Consider the following 20604-nt stretch of genomic DNA (forward strand, 5'->3'; position numbering starts at 1 on the left):
GATGGATCAATAAAACTAATACTGCCTCAATCGTCCGAGGTCTTTTGCTTGTATTCGCACAGGTCTTCGATCCGGCAGCTCCCGCAACGAGGCTTGCGGGCCAGGCAAACGTAGCGTCCATGAAGGATCAGCCAATGGTGTGAATCGAGCAGGTATTGCTTGGGGACAAACTTCATCAGCTTCATCTCCACCTCGACCACGTTTTTGCCCGGTGCAATGCCCGTGCGGTTGCTGACTCGGAAAATGTGGGTATCCACGGCCATCGTCAGTTGCCGGAAAGCGGTATTGAGCACCACGTTGGCGGTCTTGCGGCCGACGCCGGGCAGCGCCTCCAGTTCCTCTCGGGTTTGCGGAACCTCGCCACCATGGCGCTCAACCAGCAAACGACAGGTTTCGATCACGTTTTTCGCTTTGCTGTTGAACAGGCCGATGGTCTTGATGTATTCCGACAGCCCTTCGACGCCCAAGGCATAGATCGCCGCCGGCGTGTTGGCCACCGGATAGAGTCTGGCGGTGGCCTTGTTCACACCGACATCGGTCGACTGGGCGGACAGAATGACCGCAATCAGCAATTCGAACGGCGAGGAATAGGCCAGTTCGGTCTTCGGTTCCGGGTTGTCTTCGTGAAACCTGCGGAAAATTTCCAGACGTTTTGCGGCATTCATGGACAGTGCGTTTCCTCGAAGTCGGTCAGTGTGAGGGAGTCGGTCGGTGCCAGGCCTGCCAGGCGGCGATCAGCAGTCCCAAGAGAATGAATCCGCCAGGGACCAGCGTGGCCAGGTGCAGACCGCCATTGCCGATCACCTCGCGCAGCAGGCCTAGCCCCACCAATAGCGCGCCAAACAGGCCACACAAACGCAGGCGATCAAGCCGCGGTTCCTGGAAAAAACCATTGTGCTCCAGCACCACACATTGCAAGGCGATCAATCCTGCATAGATCCCCGCGTGCTGATGCCATTGAAGTGACCCGACCTGCGCGGCCAGTTCCGCGCAACTGGTCAACGTGGCGGCCAACAGGATGCTGGCAAGCAAGCGGGTGGACGGGATCAGCCGTGATCGCAAGGCGGCCATGCTGAGGTCATATGCATTGATCACTAAGAAGAACATCAGCCACAGGCCGAGAGCGGTCGGCCAGGCCTGCGTAGCGCCGATCAGAGGCGCAAGCATCAGAGAGTTGCGCAGTGTCGATGTTTTATTCATGCGCACTGCTCCCGATTAGCTGTTGCGGGTGTTCGTCGAAGAAACGCAACGCGTCATGAACGGCGCTGATTACCGCCCGTGAAGTAATGGTCGCGCCCGCTATCTGATCGAATTGACCCTGGTCTTTTTTCAAGGCCCAGCCGGTGTCGCCGGGGTCGTTTCGCGACTTGCCAGTAAACACCTGAAGCCAGGTATTGGGCCAGTCGGCGATCTTGCCGCCCAGGGCTGGGGTTTCCGATTGCTTGAGGGTCTTGACCCCCAGCAACTTGCCGTTGGCGCCGATGGCGATCAGCAGCTCGATGGAGCCCTCGTAGCCCAAGGTCTGGCTGCGCAGCAACACCGCGCTCGGTTGGCTGGCCTTGGTCGCCAAATAGCCGCCCAGCAGCGTGCTGTTGGGCAGCCGGATGTTTTCGAGGGCGAGTGGCTGGTCCAACGGCTGATTGTCGTAGCTGTCTGGCGGTAGCAGGTCCAGCAGGTTGCGGCTGTCGATCAAGCGCTGTTGCGCACTGATACGCGGTTCGCTGGCGTGCTGCACGACGTACGTCACGCCAATTCCCAACCCGGCCAGCAACACCAGCATCACAACGCTCGTCGCTCGGTTCATGGGGCCATCTGCTCCTGCCTGGACGCGACTAACCGCTCCAGCGCCGGGACGCCAAGGTTCATCAACAACACGGCAAACGCTACACCGTCGGGGTATCCGCCCCAAGTACGAATCAGGTAGGTGAGTAATCCCACGCCGGCACCGAACAACAGTCGGGCACCGGGGCTTTTCGCGCCGGACACCGGCTCGGTGGCAATAAAAAACGCGCCCAGCATGGTCGCGCCGGTGAGCAGGTGAAACAGCGGCGAGCCATGGGAGTCGGAGCCCGAACCGTTCCAGCACAACAGGCTGATGATGAACAGACTGGCAAGCATGCCGACCGGTGCATGCCAGGTGAACACCCGCCGTTGCAGAAGAAACGCGCCGCCAGCGAGAAAGGCCAGGTTGACCCATTCCACACCGCGTCCGCCGAAATGGCCGAACGCCGGATTGCTCGCGAAGAGTTCATCCATGGTCAGGCTTTTGTTGATTCGCAGGCTGTCCAGCGCCGTGGCCTGGGCCCAGGCATCTGGCGCCTGACCGAAGCCGAAGACCTGTTGCAAGCCACCGAGCAGACTCATGCCGTGGGCCGACGGCCAGAGGATCATCTGTTGGGGAAACGTAACCAGCACCAGGGCAAAACCAAGCATCGCCGGGTTGAACGGATTTTTGCCAACCCCGCCATAAAGGTGTTTACCGAGCAGGGCGAATGCCGCCGCACTGACCGTCAGCCACCACGGGCAATAAGGCGGCAAGGCCAAGGCCAGCAACGTCGCGCTGACGAACGCGCTGCCGTCGCTCAACGTTGGCTTGATCGATTGCTTGCGCAGGTGCAGCACCGCAGCTTCAACCGCCAATGCGGTAACAGCCGTCAAAATCAGGTTGATCAACACGCCCCAGCCATACAACCAGAACAACGCCAGCATGCCCGGCACCGTGGCCAGCAACACCAGCTTCATGGCCTGCTGAAGGCGTTCGTCCACCGATTCAAGGGGCGACATAGGCATCCACCTGACGCTCGGCGTCCATCACCGCGCGTTCCAGCGCTGCAATCTGTTCAGCTGCGGCTTCGCCGGTTCGCGCCTTGTTGAGTTCGGCGCGGCGCATGGCCAGCTGGATCTTCGCCCGTTTCAGCTCGGCATCCTTCGCTGGCGCGGCGGGTGCCGGTGCGGGGATGGGCGGCGCGCTGCTTTCCAGCTTGGCCAAGGCTTGCTCTGCCATCTCGAATTGCTGTTGCAGCACGATCAATTGCGACTGCTGCTCGAAGGTCGGCGGATGCCCGAACGCCTTGAGCGACTTGTTCAGTTGCGCACGACTCATCGCCAGGTCGATCTTGGCTTTTTTCAACGCCGCATCGGCGTTTGCCGCTTTCTGCGCACGCACCCGCTCAAGCGCAGCCTGAACCGGGTCGAGCGTCGGCACTTCGTTTTGCGGCGTGGCGCGTTGAGCGCGGGCCTGACGTTCGGCGAGTTTCTGCTCTTCCTCGCGGCGCAAACGGGCGTTGCGCTGTTCGAAGCGACGCCGCGCATGATTGCGTTTGGCGGTGCGCGCCCGTTGTTCCTCAAGGCTGAACGCCAGGCCACCTACAATCGGCAGCACCGTGGCCAAGGGCAGTGGCCGCATTTCGATGCAATCCACCGGGCACGGCGCGACACACAGGTCGCAACCGGTGCATTCGTCGATGATCACCGTGTGCATCAATTTGGCAGCACCGACGATGGCATCCACCGGACACGCCTGGATGCATTTGGTGCAACCGATGCATTCGGCTTCGCGGATGTAAGCGATCTGCGCCGGTGCCGAGCCGCGGCTGACGTCCAGTTCCAGCACCGGCACTTGCAGCAACTCGGCCAGCGCCGAGATGGTTTCGCTGCCCCCTGGCGGGCACTTGTTGATCGGCTCGCCGCTGGCGATGCCTTCGGCGTAAGGCTTGCATCCGGGGTGGCCGCACTTGCCGCATTGGGTCTGCGGCAAGAGGGCGTCGATGCGTTGAATCAGACTCATGTTTTGATCAGCCCGCTGAATCCGAGAAAAGCCACTGCGATCAGTCCGGCACCGATCAGTTCGATCGGCAGGCCGCGAAAGGGCAGGGGAATATCATTTTCGATTGTGCGCTGGCGCAAGTCGCTGAACAGGCTGAGCACCAGCCAGAACCCCAGTCCTGCACCGAGGCACAGGGCGGTGGCGTGGAAGAATCCTTTGTCGTCCTGAGCGTTGAGCAATGCCAGCCCCAGCACACCCGCGTTGCCCAGCAGCAACGGCCAGAGGCCATCAAACGCAAGCTTTGGAAGTAACCGGGAAAGCGCTTTCAGCAGCGGACCGATCAGCAATACGCTCAATGGCAGGAACACGAAAAGACGCAGCGAAGTCAGTTCCAGCGGCACCAGCAGCCAGTGATAAGCCGGGTAGCCCAGTATGCCGACCATCAGCATCAGACACGTCGTCGCAATGCCCAATGCATGAACCTGATCGCGCTCGCTGCCCAGCAGCGGATCGACGCCCAGCGGCCAGTGCAACACGAGGTTGTTGATCAGGGCGGCGCTGATAAGCGTAAGCAGCATCTCGGTCATGATTGTGCCGGTAGAAAGAGGGCTTTTTAACAGAGCGTTCTAAAAAGCTTAGGCATTATCCGGGAAGGACGGAGGGTGGGGCCTGATATGAAAATCCCACAGTCGCGCCAGGCACGACTGTGGGATCGATTTAGCGCAGAAACTTACTTGATGCGCTGACCCGGCTTGGCGCCGCTATCGGGGCTGAGCAGGTAGATTTCTTCTCCACCAGGGCCGGCTGCCATCACCATGCCTTCGGAGATGCCGAACTTCATTTTCCGCGGCTTGAGGTTGGCGATCATCATGGTCAGACGGCCATTGAGCTTGGACGGATCCGGGTAAGCGCTCTTGATCCCGGAGAACACGTTGCGTTGCTCGTCACCGATGTCGAGGGTCAGGCGCAGCAGCTTGTCGGCACCTTCCACGTGTTCGGCCTTGACGATCAAGGCAACGCGCAGGTCGATCGCGGCGAAGGCGTCGAAATCGATTTCGGGCGACAGCGGATCCTTGGCCAGTTCGCCATTGCCGGCCGGCGCGGCATTGCCGGTGTCGGTTGCGCTGGCGGTCAGGTCTTCTTTCGATGCATCGCTCATGGCTTGGACTTTTACCGGGTCGATACGGGTCATCAACGGCTTGAACTCGTTCAGTTGATGGTTGCTGAGCAAGGTCGCGTGGTCATTCCAGGTCAGCGGCGCGACGTTGAGGAACGCCTCGGCGTCGGCGGCGAGCAGCGGCAGCACCGGTTTGAGGAATATCACCAGTTGGCGGAACAGGTTCACGCCCAGGGCGCAGATGGCCTGGACTTCGTCCTGCTTGCCTTCCTGTTTGTTCAGCGACCACGGTGCCTTGTCGGCGATCCAGGCGTTGGCACGGTCGGCCAGGCCCATGATCTCGCGCATGGCACGGGCGAAGTCGCGCGCCTCGTAGGCCTCGGCAATGCTTGGCGCTGCGGCCAGGAACGCTTCGGTCAGTTCCGGTGCGGCGTTGCCGGCCACCAGCACACCGCCGTTGCCCTTGTGGATAAAACCGGCGCAACGGCTGGCGATGTTGACGACTTTGCCGACCAGGTCGGAGTTGACCTTCTGCACGAAATCTTCGAGGTTCAGGTCCAGGTCATCGACGCCACGGCTCAGCTTCGCCGCGTAGTAGTAGCGCAGGTATTCCGGCGACAGGTGGTCCAGGTAAGTCCGGGCCTTTATGAAGGTGCCACGGGACTTGGACATTTTCTGACCGTTGACGGTCAGGTAGCCGTGCACGTTGATGCCGGTCGGCTTGCGGAAACCGGCGCCTTCGAGCATCGCTGGCCAGAACAGAGCGTGGAAGTTGACGATGTCCTTGCCGATGAAGTGGTACAGCTCGGCGGTGGAGTCCTTACCCCAGAACGCGTCGAAATCCAGTTCCGGACGGCGGGCGCAGAGGTTCTTGAAGCTGGCCATGTAGCCGATCGGCGCGTCCAGCCAGACGTAAAAGTATTTGCCTGGCTCGTCGGGGATCTCGAAGCCGAAGTACGGCGCATCGCGGGAGATGTCCCACTGTTGCAGGCCGGCATCCAGCCATTCGGCGATCTTGTTCGCCACGGCTTCTTGCAGGGTGCCGCTGCGGGTCCAGGCTTGCAGCATTTCCTGGAAATCCGGCAGCTTGAAGAAGAAGTGCTGGGAATCCTTGAGCACCGGAGTGGCACCAGAGATCGCCGACTTCGGATCCTTCAGGTCGGTGGGTGCGTAGGTTGCACCGCATTTTTCGCAGTTGTCGCCGTACTGGTCTTCAGTGCCGCATTTCGGGCAGGTGCCCTTGATGAAGCGGTCGGCCAGGAACATTTTCTTTTCGGGGTCGAAGTACTGAGTGATCGAGCGCTGGGCGATGTGCCCGGCGTCGCGCAGCTTGAGGTAGATCTGGCTCGACAGCTCACGGTTTTCTTCGGCGTGAGTGGAGTGGAAGTTGTCGAAGTCCACCAGGAACTCGGCAAAGTCGGCGCTGTGTTCAGCCTGGACGTTGGCGATCAGTTGTTCCGGGGTGATGCCTTCCTTTTCCGCGCGCAGCATGATGGCCGAACCATGGGCGTCGTCGGCGCAGACATAAATGCATTGGTTGCCGCGGTGCTTCTGGAAGCGCACCCACATATCGGTCTGGATGTATTCCAGCATGTGGCCAAGATGGATCGAACCATTGGCATAGGGCAGGGCGCTGGTGACGAGGATCTTGCGTGGCTCGGACATGGGGCTCGGCTACTTGATGAAACGGAGGTCGGCCACTATAAAGCGCTGGCGCATATTTTTCACCCCGTCAGCCTGTTTCCGGTTGCATCGAATGCCCAAACCTGTGCACCGGCAGTATGAGCGTGAAAATGCTTCTGTGGCGAGGGAGCTTGCTCCCGCTGGGTGGCGAAGCCGCCCCAAACCCTCCAACCCGTTTTCGGCGCAAGGAGTGCGTCTGCCTGATTGCGACTGCTTCGCAGCCGAGCGGGAGCAAGCTCCCTCGCCACAAATGTATGTCCGGCGTAGGATACCCCCCTGATTTTCCAGTCTTGCTATCGGAGTTGCCCATGAGCGCCGTCAATCGCGCAGCGGTGGAAGCCGTCCTTCGCCAGTACACCGACCCTTATCTGAACCAGGACCCGGTCAGCGCCGGGTGTGTGCGCAGCATCGACATCCAGGGCGATCGCGTCAGCGTGCAACTGGAACTGGGCTACGCCGCCGGTCTGTTCAAGAGTGGCTGGTCGCAAATGTTGCAAATGGCGATCGAAGGCCTCGACGGCGTGACGAGCGCTCGCGTTGACATCACCAGCGTGATCGCCGCGCACAAGGCCCAGGCGCAAATCCCGGGCCTGGCCAACGTCAAGAACGTGGTCGCCGTGGCGTCCGGCAAGGGCGGCGTGGGCAAGTCCACCACCGCCGCCAACCTCGCGCTGGCCCTGGCCCGTGAAGGCGCCAAGGTCGGGATTCTCGACGCGGACATCTACGGTCCGAGCCAGGGCATCATGTTCGGCATCCCCGAAGGCACCCGACCGAAGGTCAAGGATCAGAAATGGTTCGTGCCGATTGAATCCCATGGCGTTGAAGTGATGTCGATGGCGTTCCTGACCGACGACAATACGCCGATGGTCTGGCGTGGGCCGATGGTTTCCGGCGCATTGTTGCAACTGGTCACGCAAACCGCCTGGGGCGATCTGGATTACCTGGTCATCGACATGCCACCAGGCACCGGTGATATCCAGCTGACTCTGGCGCAGAAAGTCCCGGTGGCTGGCGCGGTGATCGTTACCACGCCGCAAGATCTGGCATTGCTGGACGCACGCAAGGGCGTGGAGATGTTCCGCAAGGTCAACATCCCGGTGCTCGGTGTGGTGGAAAACATGGCCGTGCACATCTGCTCCAACTGCGGGCATGCCGAGCATCTGTTTGGTGAGGGCGGAGGGGTGAAGCTGGCCAACCAGTATGGCGTCGAACTGCTGGCGTCGTTGCCGCTGGCAATGGCTATCCGCGAACAGGCCGATGGCGGCAAGCCTACGGTGATCGCCGAACCTGACAGCCCGATTGCCCTGGTGTACCAGGAACTCGCCCGCCACGTCGGCGCGCGGATTGTGTTGCAGGAAGCGGTGTCGCCGGCGATGCCGAACATCACCATCAGCGACGATTGATGGCCTGAAACACAACTAACTGTGGGAGCTAGCCTGCTAGCGATAGCGGATTCACATTCAACAAATAAGTTGGCTGAACCCGCTCAATCGCTAGCAGGCTAGCGCCCACATTGATCTATGAGGCCTTAGATCCGCAGCCCGCCATCCATTTCCAGAATCCGGCCGGTGTAGTAGTCGTTCTCGAAAATGTACGCCGCCGAATGGGCGATCTCTTCCGGTTTGCCCATGCGCTTGAGCGGAATCCCGGCCGTCATCTTCTCCAGCGCTTCAGGCTTCATGCCCAACGTCATCTCGGTTTCGATAAAGCCCGGTGCAATGCCAGCCACGCGAATGCCATAACGTGCCAGTTCCTTGGCCCAGGTCACGGTTGCCGCGGCCACGCCAGCCTTGGCGGCGGAGTAGTTGGTCTGGCCGACGTTGCCGGCGCGGGAGATCGAGGAGATATTGATGATCGCGCCGCTGTTGTTCAGCTCGACCATTTTTGCCGCGACTTCACGGGTGCACAGGAACACGCCGGTCAGGTTGACGTCGATGACCGCCTGCCATTGGGCCAGGCTCATCTTGGTCATTTCGCCATCCTTGACCTTCAGCAGCAGGCCGTCGCGCAGGATGCCGGCGTTGTTGATCAATCCATGAATCGCGCCGAAATCTTCGGCCACCTGGGCGACCATGTGCGTCACTTGCTCTTCGTTGGCAACGTTGCACAGGTAAGCCCGAGCTTCTACGCCCTTGGCTTTGCACGCCGCGACGGTGTCGTCGAGCTTTTCCTGGTTCAGGTCCACCAGCGCCAGCTTCGCGCCTTTACCCGCGAAATACTCGGCCATGGAACGGCCTAAACCCTGGCAACCGCCAGTGATAATGATTACTTTGTCAGTGAGTTGCATTCGCATGCCCCAATAGCAGGTTCAGAGTGGTTTCCTTCCTAGAGGGCCTCTCGATCTGCACCTGATGTGGCCTGGTTGCACATGAGAACTGCCCCGATGGCGTACTGGAACTTATCCCCAGGCGCCTGTCCGTTTTTTCGACGGATTCTATATAAGGAGTCATAAATTGAGCGTTGAAGCGGCCAAGAATGCCCGAGAATTGCTTCTCAAGGAATACCGCGGGGTGCTGTCGACGCACTCCAAGTCGATGCCCGGTTTCCCGTTTGGCTCCGTGGTTCCGTATTGCCTGGACGAGCAGGGTCGGCCGCTGATCCTTATCAGCCGCATCGCCCAGCACACCCATAACCTGCAGAAAGATCCGAAATGCTCGCTTTTTGTGGGCGAACGTGAGGCCGACGATGTGCAAGCCGTTGGTCGCCTGACTTATCTCGCCGAAGCAGAAAAGCTCGAAGACGAGGCCGCGATCGAAGCGGCCGCCGAGCGTTACTACCGCTATTTCCCGGAGTCGCAGAGCTACCACAAGGCCCACGATTTCGATTTCTGGGTGCTCAAGCCTGTGCGTCACCGTTACATCGGCGGTTTCGGTGCGATTCACTGGGTCGACCAACTGACCCTGGCCAATCCGTTCGCCGGCAAAGCCGAACTGAGCATGGTCGAGCACATGAACACCGATCACGCCAAAGCCATCGCCCATTACGTCGATTTGGCGGGGCTGCCGAAAACCGAGCCGGCGCAACTGGCGGGTATCGACAGCGAAGGCATGCACCTACGCATTGGCCAGGCCCTGTACTGGCTGCCGTTCCAGGCAACTTGTAATACGCCGACACAAGTGCGCGAAGCCTTGGTTTTCCTGGCTCACGCCGAGCATTGGCCGAAAAATGAAGTGGCTGACGCTTGAATTCACGAAACGGCGACGTCATCTAGGGAAGACTGGCAAGGCATTCTTGCGTTGAGGAACCATTTGATGCGCCCTTTTTTATTGCTCTTTGTACTGTTTCCGGTGTTGGAGCTGTTCGTATTCGTCAAGGTCAGCGGGGCCATCGGGTTTTTCCCGGCCCTGCTGCTGATCATTCTCGGCTCGATGCTCGGCGTGTTCGTGCTGCGCATCGCCGGTCTGGCCACTGCGTTGCGTGCGCGTGAAAGCCTGAACCGCGGCGAGTTGCCGGCCCAGACCATGCTTGAAGGCTTGATGCTGGCCCTGGCGGGCGGTCTGTTGATTCTGCCGGGCTTCGTCACGGACGTGCTGGGTCTGATCATGCTGCTGCCGATCTCCCGTCGACTGCTGGCCAATAAAATGCGCCAGCGCGCTGAAGAGGCAGCGATCCGCCAGCGGGCGTTTGCCGATGATCTTCAACCACGTGGCGGTCCTGCTCCGCAGCAGCCGCTGGGCCGCGAGCCGAACGTAATCGAAGGCGAGTTCGAACACCGCGATTCCAAGTAAAGCGTTTCAGCTGCACGGCACCTTCGGGTGCCGTGTTCGTTTTCGGGGCATTGATGCAAAAAAATTTCGATCCCCGCCCTTGTAATAAGCTTATGCGCCCTTATGTAACGGTCACCGCAAGGTTTCTGGCGATCACGCCAGACAGACTTCCGCGGTTCGCTTGACGAACCGCACCCGGCACCGCCGGATTTGTTAAACCCGCCGGGAATACACCGGCCGATGAAAACCACAATTAGGAGAGATCGACAATGAAGCTTCGTCCTCTGCATGACCGCGTCGTCGTCCGTCGCAGCGAAGAAGAAAAGAAAACCGCTGGCGGTATCGTCCTGCCAGGTTCGGCTGCTGAAAAGCCAAACCAGGGCGAAGTCCTCGCTGTAGGCCCGGGCAAAGTCCTGGACAACGGTGAAGTGCGTGCGCTGTCCGTGAAAGTGGGTGACAAGGTTGTGTTCGGCCCTTACTCCGGCAGCAACACTGTGAAAGTTGACGGCGAAGACCTGCTGGTCATCGGCGAGAGCGAAATCCTCGCTGTTGTCGAAGGCTGATTCCCCGCTCATTTTCCCGTTACTACAAAGTATTTAAGGAATATCGATCATGGCTGCTAAAGAAGTTAAATTCGGCGATTCCGCCCGCAAGAAAATGCTCGCCGGTGTCAACGTCCTGGCTGACGCAGTAAAAGCGACCCTGGGCCCTAAAGGCCGTAACGTGATCATCGAGAAGAGCTTCGGCGCTCCGACCATCACCAAGGACGGCGTGTCCGTTGCCAAAGAAATCGAGCTGAAAGATCGCTTCGAAAACATGGGCGCGCAGCTGGTCAAAGACGTTGCCTCCCGTGCCAACGATGACGCAGGCGACGGCACCACCACCGCTACCGTTCTGGCTCAGTCGATCGTCAACGAAGGCCTGAAAGCCGTCGCTGCCGGCATGAACCCGATGGACCTGAAACGCGGCATCGACAAAGCGACCATCGCTATCGTCAAAGAGCTGAAAGCCCTGTCCAAGCCTTGCGCTGACACCAAGGCCATCGCTCAGGTCGGCACCATCTCGGCCAACTCCGACAGCTCCATCGGCGACATCATTGCCGAAGCCATGGAAAAAGTCGGTAAAGAAGGCGTGATCACCGTTGAAGAAGGCTCGGGCCTGGAAAACGAACTGTCGGTTGTTGAAGGCATGCAGTTCGACCGTGGCTACCTGTCCCCGTACTTCGTCAACAAGCCAGAGACCATGACTGCCGAGCTGGACGGTCCGCTGATCCTGCTGGTCGACAAAAAGATCTCCAACATCCGCGAAATGCTGCCAGTCCTGGAAGCCGTTGCCAAAGCCGGCCGTCCACTGCTGATCGTGGCCGAAGACGTTGAAGGCGAAGCCCTGGCGACTCTGGTTGTGAACAACATGCGTGGCATCGTCAAAGTTGCAGCCGTCAAGGCTCCAGGCTTCGGCGACCGTCGCAAGGCCATGCTGCAGGACATCGCTGTTCTGACTGGCGGTACCGTTATCTCCGAAGAGATCGGCCTGAGCCTGGAAAGCACTACCCTGGAACACCTGGGTAATGCCAAGCGCGTGATCCTGTCCAAAGAAAACACCACCGTGATCGACGGCGCCGGCGTTGAAGCTGACATCCAGGCTCGCGTTCTGCAGATCCGTCAGCAAGTGGCTGACACTTCGTCCGACTACGACCGTGAAAAACTGCAAGAGCGTCTGGCCAAGCTGTCCGGCGGCGTTGCAGTGATCAAGGTTGGCGCTGGTTCCGAAGTTGAAATGAAAGAGAAGAAAGCCCGCGTTGAAGACGCCCTGCACGCTACCCGTGCAGCCGTTGAAGAAGGCGTGGTACCTGGCGGCGGCGTGGCACTGGTTCGCGCTCTGCAGGCAATCTCCGAGCTCAAAGGCGACAACGATGACCAGAACGTTGGCATCCAGTTGCTGCGTCGCGCTGTAGAAGCGCCACTGCGCCAGATCGTTGCCAACTCCGGCGACGAGCCAAGCGTTGTGGTCGACAAGGTCAAGCAAGGTTCGGGTAACTACGGTTACAACGCTGCGACCGGCGAATACGGCGACATGATCGAAATGGGTATCCTGGACCCGGCTAAAGTGACTCGTTCGGCTCTGCAAGCGGCTTCGTCGATTGCCAGCCTGATGATCACTACCGAAGCCATGATCGCCGAGATCAAGGAAGACGGCCCAGCGGGTGGCGGCATGCCAGACATGGGCGGTATGGGTGGCATGGGCGGCATGATGTAAGCCAGCCTTACCCCGTACATGAAAACCCCGCCGGTGATGAACCGGCGGGGTTTTTTATTGCCCGGCATAAAGTTGTGTGGTTTTTAAGGGCTTCTTCGCGGGCAAGCCTCGCTCCTACAGGTCCAGCGAAATCCCTGTAGGAGCGAGGCTTGCCCGCGAAGGCGTCAGTTCATACGCTAACCGGTTGTGCTTCGGACGCTTTCTCAGCCTTGGACGCCGGTCGATACAGGATGTAGTAGTAAGACCCCAGACAGATCAGCCAGCAGAAAATCGCCGTCCACACGTTATGCGAAAAGAAGTGCGCCCCCTGCATCATCCGGCTCACCGAAAACACCGTCCCCAGTGCAAACGCAAACACAAAGGCCTGGCGCGCCAGACGCGGGCGACGGTCACGCAACACAAAAAACAGCGCGAACAAGGTAAACCCCGTCGCCGCATGACCCCCAGGCCAGCAACGCCCAGGCTTGTCGGTTTGCGGACGCGGGCTGAGCAGTTCGCTGTAGGTTTCGTGGCCGCCGAATTGCTCGAGGCTCCACGGGCATTGCACGGCCGTCACCGCTTTCACTGGGGTCACGAACGAGGTCGCCAGCGCCAGCGACATCACCAGGCAACCCAGTTCGCGTTTGAACGGCTTGAGCCTGGCGATGAAAAACGAGCCGATAAAGCCGATGATCGCAAACACCGAAAAGGCGATGACCAATTGCTTGGCTCGGTCATGCAGGATGTCTTCAAGGAAGTAACTGTGGCGTCCGATGAACTCCCCGGCGACCGGGTCGTAGAACAGTTTGGCCAGGTTCATGTCCAGAGACGTCAGCTCAAGCAGCACCAAACTGATCGCTGTGATAGCGGGCACACCCAGACACACCCAAAAGTTGAGCGGTCTGGAAGCGGGGCGGGCAGCGGTCGAAGCCATGGCAGTTCCTTGGTCGGTGAAGGGGTATGAAGTGCGCATCCGCGCGGAGTCTGAGCCCGGCGCTGTCATTGGCGTGTGAATCGATAGTGAAAAACTTGTTAAGCCTTCATCGGTTTTTCTATCGGATTGACAACTGCACGCAGTCCTAGCCCTGAGCCACACTTGGCCTTAAGCTGCGCGGGCCATGACGGCCGTTACTGTGTGCGGAGGAGGTGCCCATGCGAATTCTATTGGTTGAAGACAACCGCGATATCCTGGCCAATCTGGCCGATTACCTGGGGCTCAAAGGCTACACCGTGGATTGCGCGCAGGACGGTTTGTCAGGCCTGCACCTGGCGGCCACCGAGCACTATGACTTGATCGTGCTCGACATCATGTTGCCCGGCATTGACGGCTATACGCTGTGCAAACGCCTGCGCGAAGACGCCCGCCGCGACACGCCGGTGATCATGCTCACCGCGCGCGATCAGCTGGATGACCGGCTGCAAGGCTTCAAGTCCGGTGCCGATGACTACCTGATCAAACCGTTCGCCCTGTCCGAACTGGCGGCGCGTATCGAAGCGGTCATGCGTCGTGCCCAGGGTGGCGGTCGACGCGCCTTGCAGGTGGGTGATCTGAGCTACGACCTCGATACCCTGGAGGTGACCCGCGAAGGTCGCCTGCTCAAGCTCAACCCGGTCGGCCTCAAGTTGCTGGCCGTGCTGATGCAGAAAAGCCCGCATGTTCTGCGCCGCGAAATTCTCGAAGAAGCCCTCTGGGGTGATGACTGCCCGGACAGCGACAGCCTGCGCAGCCACGTCCATCAACTGCGCCAGGTGATCGACAAGCCCTTCGCCAAGCCCTTGCTGCAAACCGTGCACGGTGTGGGTTATCGCTTGGCCGAGAGTCGCGATGGAGTTTAAGCAGAGCCTCGCTCAACGGATCATCATCGCCTTTGCGCTGATGAGCGCACTGGTGGCAGGCGCCTTCGCCATGGGCATTGTGGCGACCGTGCACCTGGTGGAAGAAAAGCTGATTTCAGCCGGGCTGGGTGGCGATCTTCAACGGCTCCTGCTGATGGACAGCGTCTCTGACTGGAGCCATCGCCCCGAGCCGGACCAGCTGTTCTATTTCAGCGGTGGGCCGGGGGACTTCGAGTTGCCCAAGGATTTACGGCATCTGGAGCCCGGTTTCCACGAGGTCTTTCGCGAGCAGCTGTCGTATCACGCGATGGTTGAAGTGGTCGATGGCCGGCATTACGTACTGCTGCAGGATCAAAGCGATTTCGAAGAGCGTGAGCGAGTGCTGTTTGCCGTGGTGCTGGTGGGCTTCGTACTGAGCCTGGCGCTGGCAGTCTTTCTCGGTTGGGTCCTGGCGCGCAAAGTGATGGCGCCGGTGGTGCGACTCGCCCGCCAGGTGCGTCATCGCGATCAATTGCTGGGGCTGGCGCCACCCCTGGCACCGGATTATGCCGCTGACGAAGTGGGCGAGCTCGCGGTTGCCTTCGACGCCACCCTTGGTCGGCTGCGCCAGGCATTGACCCGTGAGCGATTGTTTACCAGTGACGTCAGCCACGAACTGCGCACGCCCTTGATGGTGCTGGCCAGTTCCTGTGAGCTGCTGTTGGAAAACCCCGGTATCGACCAGCGTGGCCATGCCCAGGTCGAGCGAATTGCCCGCGCGTGCGCCGAGATGCGCGAGCTGGTGCAAACGTTCCTGATGTTGGCCCGGGCCCAGCGAGAAGACGCGAGCATGTCGCCGCAGCAGACATTGAGCCAGGTCGCCGACGGGCTGCTCAACCAGTGGCGCGAACCGATCGAAGCCAAGGGGCTGAGCCTGATCTTCGAACCGGGCAATCCGCTGGACACCTGTTACAACGCAACCCTCTTGCACGCCGTCATGGGCAACCTGTTGCGTAACGCGCTGCATTACACCGAGCGCGGGTTTATCCGCTTGACCCTCACGGCCACGGGTTTCACGGTCGAGGACAGCGGTGTGGGCATTCCCGAGGAAAAACGCGAGGCAATGTTCGAACCTTTCGTGCGCGGCAGTGAAAAGCGCGGCGAGGGCCTGGGACTGGGGTTGTCGCTGGTGCAGCGGATTTGCGAGAACCAGGGCTGGAGCGTCAGCTTGACCAATATGGAACCTAATGGCTGTCGTTTTCAGGTGCAATTGAGCCAAAGCTAGCGGTTGCTTGAGCAGTCGGGGCTCCGAGCCATGCTGGTCAACTTGAAAAATCTTGTAATGATTCAACATTTCCTTAACAATTTTTTCACAAAGGTATGACCTGACACCGACACTACGCTACCTAAGGTGGGCGTCATCAGAAGTTCAGGAGACCTTAATGATGGACGGCCCGATCAAACTCGATTTTTCCGAGAAGTACGACGATCAACACGCTCAAAGGTATTTGCAGAAGCACCAGGATGGTCTTGGTCGTAAGCTATCCCACTGGCGTGACGTGCAGTTGGCGCGAAAGGCGCTGAAGCTGGTCGGTGAGCCAGGGCTGGTCCTCGATTTGCCGTGCGGGGCAGGGCGTTTTTGGCCAATGCTGGCGGAGAAAGCCAATCGAGCGATCATCGGGGCCGACAACTCCGAGTCAATGTTGAAGATTGCAACCCAGGCGCAACCGGCTGACGTGGTGAAACGGGTACAACCCTTGCACACTTCCGCATTCGACATTGCTTTGCCCGACAACGCTGTCGACAGCATTTTCTGCATGCGTTTGCTGCATCACATCGGTGAAGCCGAGCATCGACTGGCCATTCTGCGCGAATTTGAACGAGTCACGCGTGACAGCGTGATCCTTTCCTTGTGGGTGGACGGCAATTTCAAGGCCTGGAAACGCAAGCGCTCAGAGAAACGGCGTGGGCAGGAAGGTTACCAAAACCGGTTTGTGTTACCGGCGGCCACGGTCGAAAAAGAGTTTGAACAAGCGGGGTTCCGTATTCAGGAACGATTGGACTTTTTACCGCTCTATGCCATGTGGCGAGTTTACGTATTACGCAAGAGGTAACAGGATGGCAGTGCAATGTGCAGCAGAGACGGACGTCGCCTCTCAGGACCGCTTCGACTATTTCTGGAATCAGCGCGGTGAATGGGTAGAAGAACCCAACGTCCGTCGCGGTGGAGAAAGTGGCGTGCAGCGGGTCATGGGCAACGATGGTCAGCTGCTCTACGCCAAGCGACAGACCGGGCATATCTATCGCAGCTGGTTGCACCCCTTCGGTCGTCCGACCGTGTTGCGCGAGCGTGATGCGCTCATTGGCCTGCGCGCGCTTGGGGTGGGAGTTCCGGAAATCGTTTTCTGCGGCGCACAGCGCGACCCCGTGCACAAATGGCGCGCATTGCTGGTGACCAAGTCGCTGGACGGCTTCGAGGAAATCGAACACTGGTACGCCGGCGGCGGTCGCGAGCGTCACGGCGAGGCGGTGCATGACCGAGTCTTGAAGGACCTGGCCGAAAACCTGGCCCGCATGCACAAGGGCCGTTGGCAGCACAGCTGCATCTATATCAAGCACGTTTTCGTGCGGGTGACCGGTGAAGGCGAGTCGGCCAAGGTCGAAATCGCCTTGATCGACCTGGAGAAATGCCGGCAGCGCTTGACCGCCTATCGGGCGGCGGCTCACGACATGAAGCAGCTTCGTCGCCACTCGTCGTTCAGCACGGCGGACTGGCGCAAACTCGTCTACTTTTATGAGACGGCGTTTGGCAGCGCTATCAAAGGTTTATAGCAATGAAACTAGAAATTGCACGAGGTGTGTTTCTGATAGGAGCCTTGGCAGTTGCTTCATTGGCGGTGGCGGCGTGGGAGCAGCCCCGCACGCAAGTTCTCAGTTCAGTGAACGGTGACGCGCACTGTCCGTTGCCACGGGTTGCCAAGGCATCTGTGGCATCTCAACCCGATCATGATTTATTGCTGTTCATGTTCGGACTTTCTCAAGGAATGAGGCCGCAGAGTTGAACAGATTGAAGCCAAAATAAAAGGCCTCGCCAATGCGAGGCCTTTTTTTGTGCCGAATTTCAAGCCGTGCATGGCCCAAGGTAGGAGCGAGCCTGCTCGCGATGACGGCGGAACAGTCAACATTGAGGTGCCTGACACACCGCCATCGCGAGCAGGCTCGCTCCCACATGGATTATCAGTGTTCTTTTGCGTCGGGTTTGGCCAGCAGGGTGTAGATGCACGGCAACACGAACAGCGTAAATAACGTGCCGATCGACATTCCGGTTGCGATCACCATTCCGATATCAAACCGGCTGACCGCGCCCGCGCCCGTGGCGATGATCAATGGCACCATGCCGAATACCATCGCCGCCGTGGTCATCAACACCGGGCGCAGCCGGATTGCAGCAGCTTCTTCCACCGCTTCGCGAGGTGTCAGGCCTTTCTCTCTGCGCAGCTGGTTGGCGAACTCGACGATCAGGATCCCGTGCTTGGTGATCAGGCCGATCAAGGTCACCAGGCCCACTTGGGTATAAATGTTCATGCTCGACCAACCCAGGAACAGTGGAATCAACGCGCCACAGATCGACAGCGGCACTGTCACCAGAATCACCAGCGGGTCACGGAAGCTTTCGAATTGGGCCGCGAGGACCAGGAAAATGATCGCCAGCGCCAGGGCGAAGGTCACCCACAGCGCGCTGCCTTCCTGGACATATTGGCGCGAGGCGCCGGCGTAATCCATGGCAAAACCGGCCGGCGCTTCTTCCAGCGTAATCTGTCGCACGACATCGATGGCTTCACCCATGCTGACCAGCGGCACACCTGACAGGATGGCCGAGTTGAGCTGCTGGAACTGGTTCAACTGCCGTGGACGCGCCCGATCGCTGACGGTGATCAGGGTCGACAGGGCCAGCAGTTGGCCTTGGTTGTTTTTCACGTAGTAGTTGTTCAACCAGTCCGGGTTGTCGCGGAACGGTCGTTCGACCTGAGCGATGACCTTGTAGCTACGACCCTCAATGGTGAAGCGGTTGATTTCCGCCTGTCCCAGCAATGTGGCCAGTGTTCCGCCCAGGTCCTGCATGGACACGCCCATCTGCGCGGCCTTGGCGCGATCGATGTCCACGACGACTTCGGGTTTGTCGAAGGCCAGGTCGACATCGACAAAGGCGAACTTGCCGGACTCCATCGCCCGTTTTTTCACCCGGTCCATCACTTGCAGCAGCGCTTCGTAATCGTTGGCCGTGTTGATGACGAACTGAAACGGCAACCCTTCACCCGTGCCGGGCAACGAGGGCAGGTTGAAGCCGAAGACCTGCAGTCCGGCAATGCCCTCCAGTTTGCGCTGGACCTCGGGCAGGATGGCCATCTGCGTGCGGTCGCGCTCGTTCCACGGTTTGAGCAGGAAACCGCCAATCCCCGATTGCACGCCGTTGAATCCATTGATCTGGAACGAAGAGTAGTACTCGGGAAACTCCTTGAAGATCGTGATGAATTCGTCAGTGTAAGTGTTCAGGTAATCGAGGTTGGCCGGTTGCGGGGCGTTGGCCAGCATGAAAATGATGCCCTGATCTTCATCGGGCGCCAGTTCCGACTTGGTGAACTTGAGCAGCACCGGAATCAGGCACAGCACAATCACCGCAAACACCAGGACCACCGGCCGGGTGTTGAGGGTGCCGTGGAGCATGCTTTGGTATCGGCGCTTGAGGCCTTCAAAAATCAGGTCCAGGCGGTGCGCGAGGCCGCTGGGATTTTCGTCGTGGCGCAGGAGCAAGGCACACATCATCGGCGACAGGGTCAACGCGACCACGCCGGAAATCACCACCGCACCGGCCAGCGTCAGGGCGAACTCCTTGAACAGCGCCCCCGTGAGCCCGGTCAGAAAACCGATGGGCGCATACACTGCCGCCAGGGTGATGGTCATCGAAACCACCGGCATGGCGATTTCCCGGGCACCTTCGATGGCCGCATCCAGCGGCTTCTTGCCTTCCTCGATGTGTCGGTGAATGTTCTCCACCACCACAATGGCATCGTCCACCACCAACCCGATCGCCAGCACCATCGCCAGCAGTGTCAGCAGGTTGATCGAGTAGCCCATCATCTGCATGAAGAACATCACGCCGATCATCGACAGCGGAATGGTGACCACCGGGATCACCACCGAACGCAGCGCCCCGAGAAACAGAAACACCACCACGATCACGATCAGCACGGCTTCGAAGAGGGTTTTCACCACTTCATCGATTGAGGCCTGGATGAACAGCGTGGCGTCGTAGGCGATTTCTCCTTTGAGGTTCGGCGGCAACTGGGCTTCCAGCTCCGGCATGATCTTGCGCACTTCCTTGATCACGTCCAGCGGGTTGGCGCCCGGCGTGGCCTTGATGCCGATGTACACCGAGGGAGTGCCACCGAACGAACTGATCGAGTCGTAGTTTTCCGCGCCCATCTCAACCCGCGCCACATCGCTGAGCAGCACCCGGCTGTCACCCTCGACCTTGAGCGGAATCGCAGCGAACGCTTCAGCGGACTTGAGTTCGGTGTTGGCATTGATGCTGGTGACGACGTACTCGCCTTTCACTTCACCGGCCGCAGAGAGGAAGTTGTACTGGCGCACCGCGTTGGTCACATCGCTGGCGGCCAGGCCGAAACCGGCCAGCTTTACCGGGTCCAGCCACAGGCGCATGGCGAACACCTGGTTGCCGAGAATCTCGGCTTCGGCCATGCCCGGCAGGGTCGCCAGTTTTGGCTGGATGACCCGCGACAGGTAATCGGTAATCTGCGGGTTGCTCAGCTCCTTGCTGAAGAAACTGATGTACATGAGGGCCGAGGCGTCGGCGGCTTCCTTGCTCAGCACCGGGTCTTCTGCGTCCTGGGGCAGCCGGTTCTTCACCTCGTTGGCCTTGGCCAGCAGCTCGGTGAACAGGCGGTCGCTGTTGGAGCCGATGCGCGCGTAGATCGAGATCACCGAGAAGTTCTGGCGACTGACCGAGGTCATGTAGTCGATGCCCTCGGCGCTGGCCAGGCTTTGCTGCATCGGTTGGGTGATGTAGCCCTGGATGTTTTCGGCGTTGGCCCCGGGGTACGCCGTGGTGACCGTGATCAGGGCGTTTTCCATTTGCGGGTATTGGCGCAGCGGCAGCTTGCTCCAGGCCTGGAAGCCCAGCAGCACAATCAACAGGCTGACCACGGTGGCGAGCACCGGGCGGCGGATGAACGGATCGGTAAAAGCCATGAGGATTCCTT

Annotated in this window: 20 protein-coding genes; 10 read left to right on the top strand and 10 right to left on the bottom strand. The window is 59.7% G+C overall.

The genetic code is table 11. The features are described 5' to 3' along the window. Positions 1–26 precede the first annotated feature (26 nt). The 7 genes from nth to metG all read right to left on the bottom strand — a co-directional run bounded on the left by nth (position 27) and on the right by metG (position 6548). Entirely contained in the window at positions 27–665 is a 639-nt protein-coding gene (gene nth / locus AB4N91_RS03250; RefSeq protein ID WP_083375850.1) for an endonuclease III, read from the bottom strand. Between the two features lie 25 nt (positions 666–690). Beyond that, a complete protein-coding gene (locus tag AB4N91_RS03255; RefSeq protein WP_169857908.1) occupies positions 691–1200 on the bottom strand; it encodes an Rnf-Nqr domain containing protein in 510 nt (169 codons plus the stop codon). Continuing rightward, positions 1193–1804 carry an RnfABCDGE type electron transport complex subunit G gene (locus AB4N91_RS03260; RefSeq protein WP_102594580.1) on the bottom strand — a complete coding sequence of 204 codons (612 nt, stop codon included), beginning with the start codon at positions 1802–1804 and terminating at the stop codon, positions 1193–1195. Before AB4N91_RS03260 ends, AB4N91_RS03255 begins: the two co-directional genes overlap by 8 nt. After that, the gene (locus AB4N91_RS03265; RefSeq protein WP_460112117.1) at positions 1801–2784 is read right to left on the bottom strand and encodes an RnfABCDGE type electron transport complex subunit D; all 984 of its coding nucleotides are present in this window, start codon (positions 2782–2784) and stop codon (positions 1801–1803) included. Before AB4N91_RS03265 ends, AB4N91_RS03260 begins: the two co-directional genes overlap by 4 nt. Further along, entirely contained in the window at positions 2771–3787 is a 1017-nt protein-coding gene (rsxB, locus tag AB4N91_RS03270) for an electron transport complex subunit RsxB (RefSeq protein ID WP_083375854.1), read from the bottom strand. The genes AB4N91_RS03265 and rsxB overlap by 14 nt, the downstream gene beginning before the upstream one ends. Beyond that, positions 3784–4353, bottom strand: a complete 570-nt coding sequence (locus AB4N91_RS03275) for an electron transport complex protein RnfA (protein ID WP_010457655.1) — start codon at positions 4351–4353, stop codon at positions 3784–3786. Before AB4N91_RS03275 ends, rsxB begins: the two co-directional genes overlap by 4 nt. Positions 4354–4496: 143 nt before the next feature. Next, positions 4497–6548: a methionine--tRNA ligase gene (gene metG / locus AB4N91_RS03280; RefSeq protein WP_010457653.1), complete on the bottom strand. Its 2052-nt coding sequence runs from the start codon at positions 6546–6548 to the stop codon at positions 4497–4499. Between the two features lie 326 nt (positions 6549–6874). Between metG and apbC the strand changes: the two genes are divergently transcribed. Then, positions 6875–7969: an iron-sulfur cluster carrier protein ApbC gene (apbC, locus tag AB4N91_RS03285; protein WP_010457651.1), complete on the top strand. Its 1095-nt coding sequence runs from the start codon at positions 6875–6877 to the stop codon at positions 7967–7969. 125 nt (positions 7970–8094) lie between these two features. Here apbC and AB4N91_RS03290 read toward each other — a convergent pair whose 3' ends face one another. Beyond that, positions 8095–8853, bottom strand: a complete 759-nt coding sequence (locus tag AB4N91_RS03290; RefSeq protein ID WP_077749886.1) for an SDR family oxidoreductase — start codon at positions 8851–8853, stop codon at positions 8095–8097. 166 nt (positions 8854–9019) lie between these two features. Between AB4N91_RS03290 and AB4N91_RS03295 the strand changes: the two genes are divergently transcribed. The 4 genes from AB4N91_RS03295 to groL all read left to right on the top strand — a co-directional run bounded on the left by AB4N91_RS03295 (position 9020) and on the right by groL (position 12529). Beyond that, on the top strand, positions 9020–9751 hold the full coding sequence (locus AB4N91_RS03295) for a HugZ family pyridoxamine 5'-phosphate oxidase (protein ID WP_458724927.1): 732 nt from the start codon (positions 9020–9022) through the stop codon (positions 9749–9751). A 66-nt stretch (positions 9752–9817) separates the two neighbouring features. Further along, the gene (locus AB4N91_RS03300) at positions 9818–10294 is read left to right on the top strand and encodes an FxsA family protein (RefSeq protein WP_010457646.1); all 477 of its coding nucleotides are present in this window, start codon (positions 9818–9820) and stop codon (positions 10292–10294) included. A 248-nt stretch (positions 10295–10542) separates the two neighbouring features. Next, positions 10543–10836, top strand: coding sequence for a co-chaperone GroES (locus AB4N91_RS03305; RefSeq protein ID WP_007948593.1), 294 nt, complete (start codon positions 10543–10545; stop codon positions 10834–10836). Positions 10837–10885: 49 nt separating this feature from the next. Next, positions 10886–12529, top strand: a complete 1644-nt coding sequence (groL, locus tag AB4N91_RS03310; protein ID WP_008155543.1) for a chaperonin GroEL — start codon at positions 10886–10888, stop codon at positions 12527–12529. Positions 12530–12698: 169 nt separating this feature from the next. On the opposite strand, the gene AB4N91_RS03315 is transcribed toward groL, so the two are convergent. Next, complete coding sequence (locus AB4N91_RS03315) at positions 12699–13442, bottom strand: phosphatase PAP2 family protein (RefSeq protein ID WP_083375857.1); 744 nt, start codon at positions 13440–13442, stop codon at positions 12699–12701. A 218-nt stretch (positions 13443–13660) separates the two neighbouring features. Between AB4N91_RS03315 and colR the strand changes: the two genes are divergently transcribed. The 5 genes from colR to AB4N91_RS03340 all read left to right on the top strand — a co-directional run bounded on the left by colR (position 13661) and on the right by AB4N91_RS03340 (position 17385). Continuing rightward, on the top strand, positions 13661–14344 hold the full coding sequence (gene colR / locus AB4N91_RS03320) for a two-component system response regulator ColR (protein WP_010457636.1): 684 nt from the start codon (positions 13661–13663) through the stop codon (positions 14342–14344). Beyond that, entirely contained in the window at positions 14334–15608 is a 1275-nt protein-coding gene (locus AB4N91_RS03325) for a sensor histidine kinase (RefSeq protein ID WP_083375858.1), read from the top strand. The genes colR and AB4N91_RS03325 overlap by 11 nt, the downstream gene beginning before the upstream one ends. A gap of 160 nt (positions 15609–15768) precedes the next feature. Further along, positions 15769–16437, top strand: coding sequence for a class I SAM-dependent methyltransferase (locus AB4N91_RS03330; protein WP_077749907.1), 669 nt, complete (start codon positions 15769–15771; stop codon positions 16435–16437). Between the two features lie 4 nt (positions 16438–16441). Continuing rightward, positions 16442–17155, top strand: a complete 714-nt coding sequence (locus AB4N91_RS03335) for a lipopolysaccharide kinase InaA family protein (protein WP_077749883.1) — start codon at positions 16442–16444, stop codon at positions 17153–17155. Between the two features lie 2 nt (positions 17156–17157). After that, positions 17158–17385, top strand: a complete 228-nt coding sequence (locus AB4N91_RS03340) for a hypothetical protein (protein ID WP_077749882.1) — start codon at positions 17158–17160, stop codon at positions 17383–17385. 175 nt (positions 17386–17560) lie between these two features. On the opposite strand, the gene AB4N91_RS03345 is transcribed toward AB4N91_RS03340, so the two are convergent. Next, on the bottom strand, positions 17561–20593 hold the full coding sequence (locus AB4N91_RS03345) for a multidrug efflux RND transporter permease subunit (protein ID WP_460112118.1): 3033 nt from the start codon (positions 20591–20593) through the stop codon (positions 17561–17563). Between the last annotated feature and the right edge of the window lie 11 nt (positions 20594–20604).

The sequence above is a fragment of the Pseudomonas sp. H3_D04 genome (genome assembly GCF_054669175.1).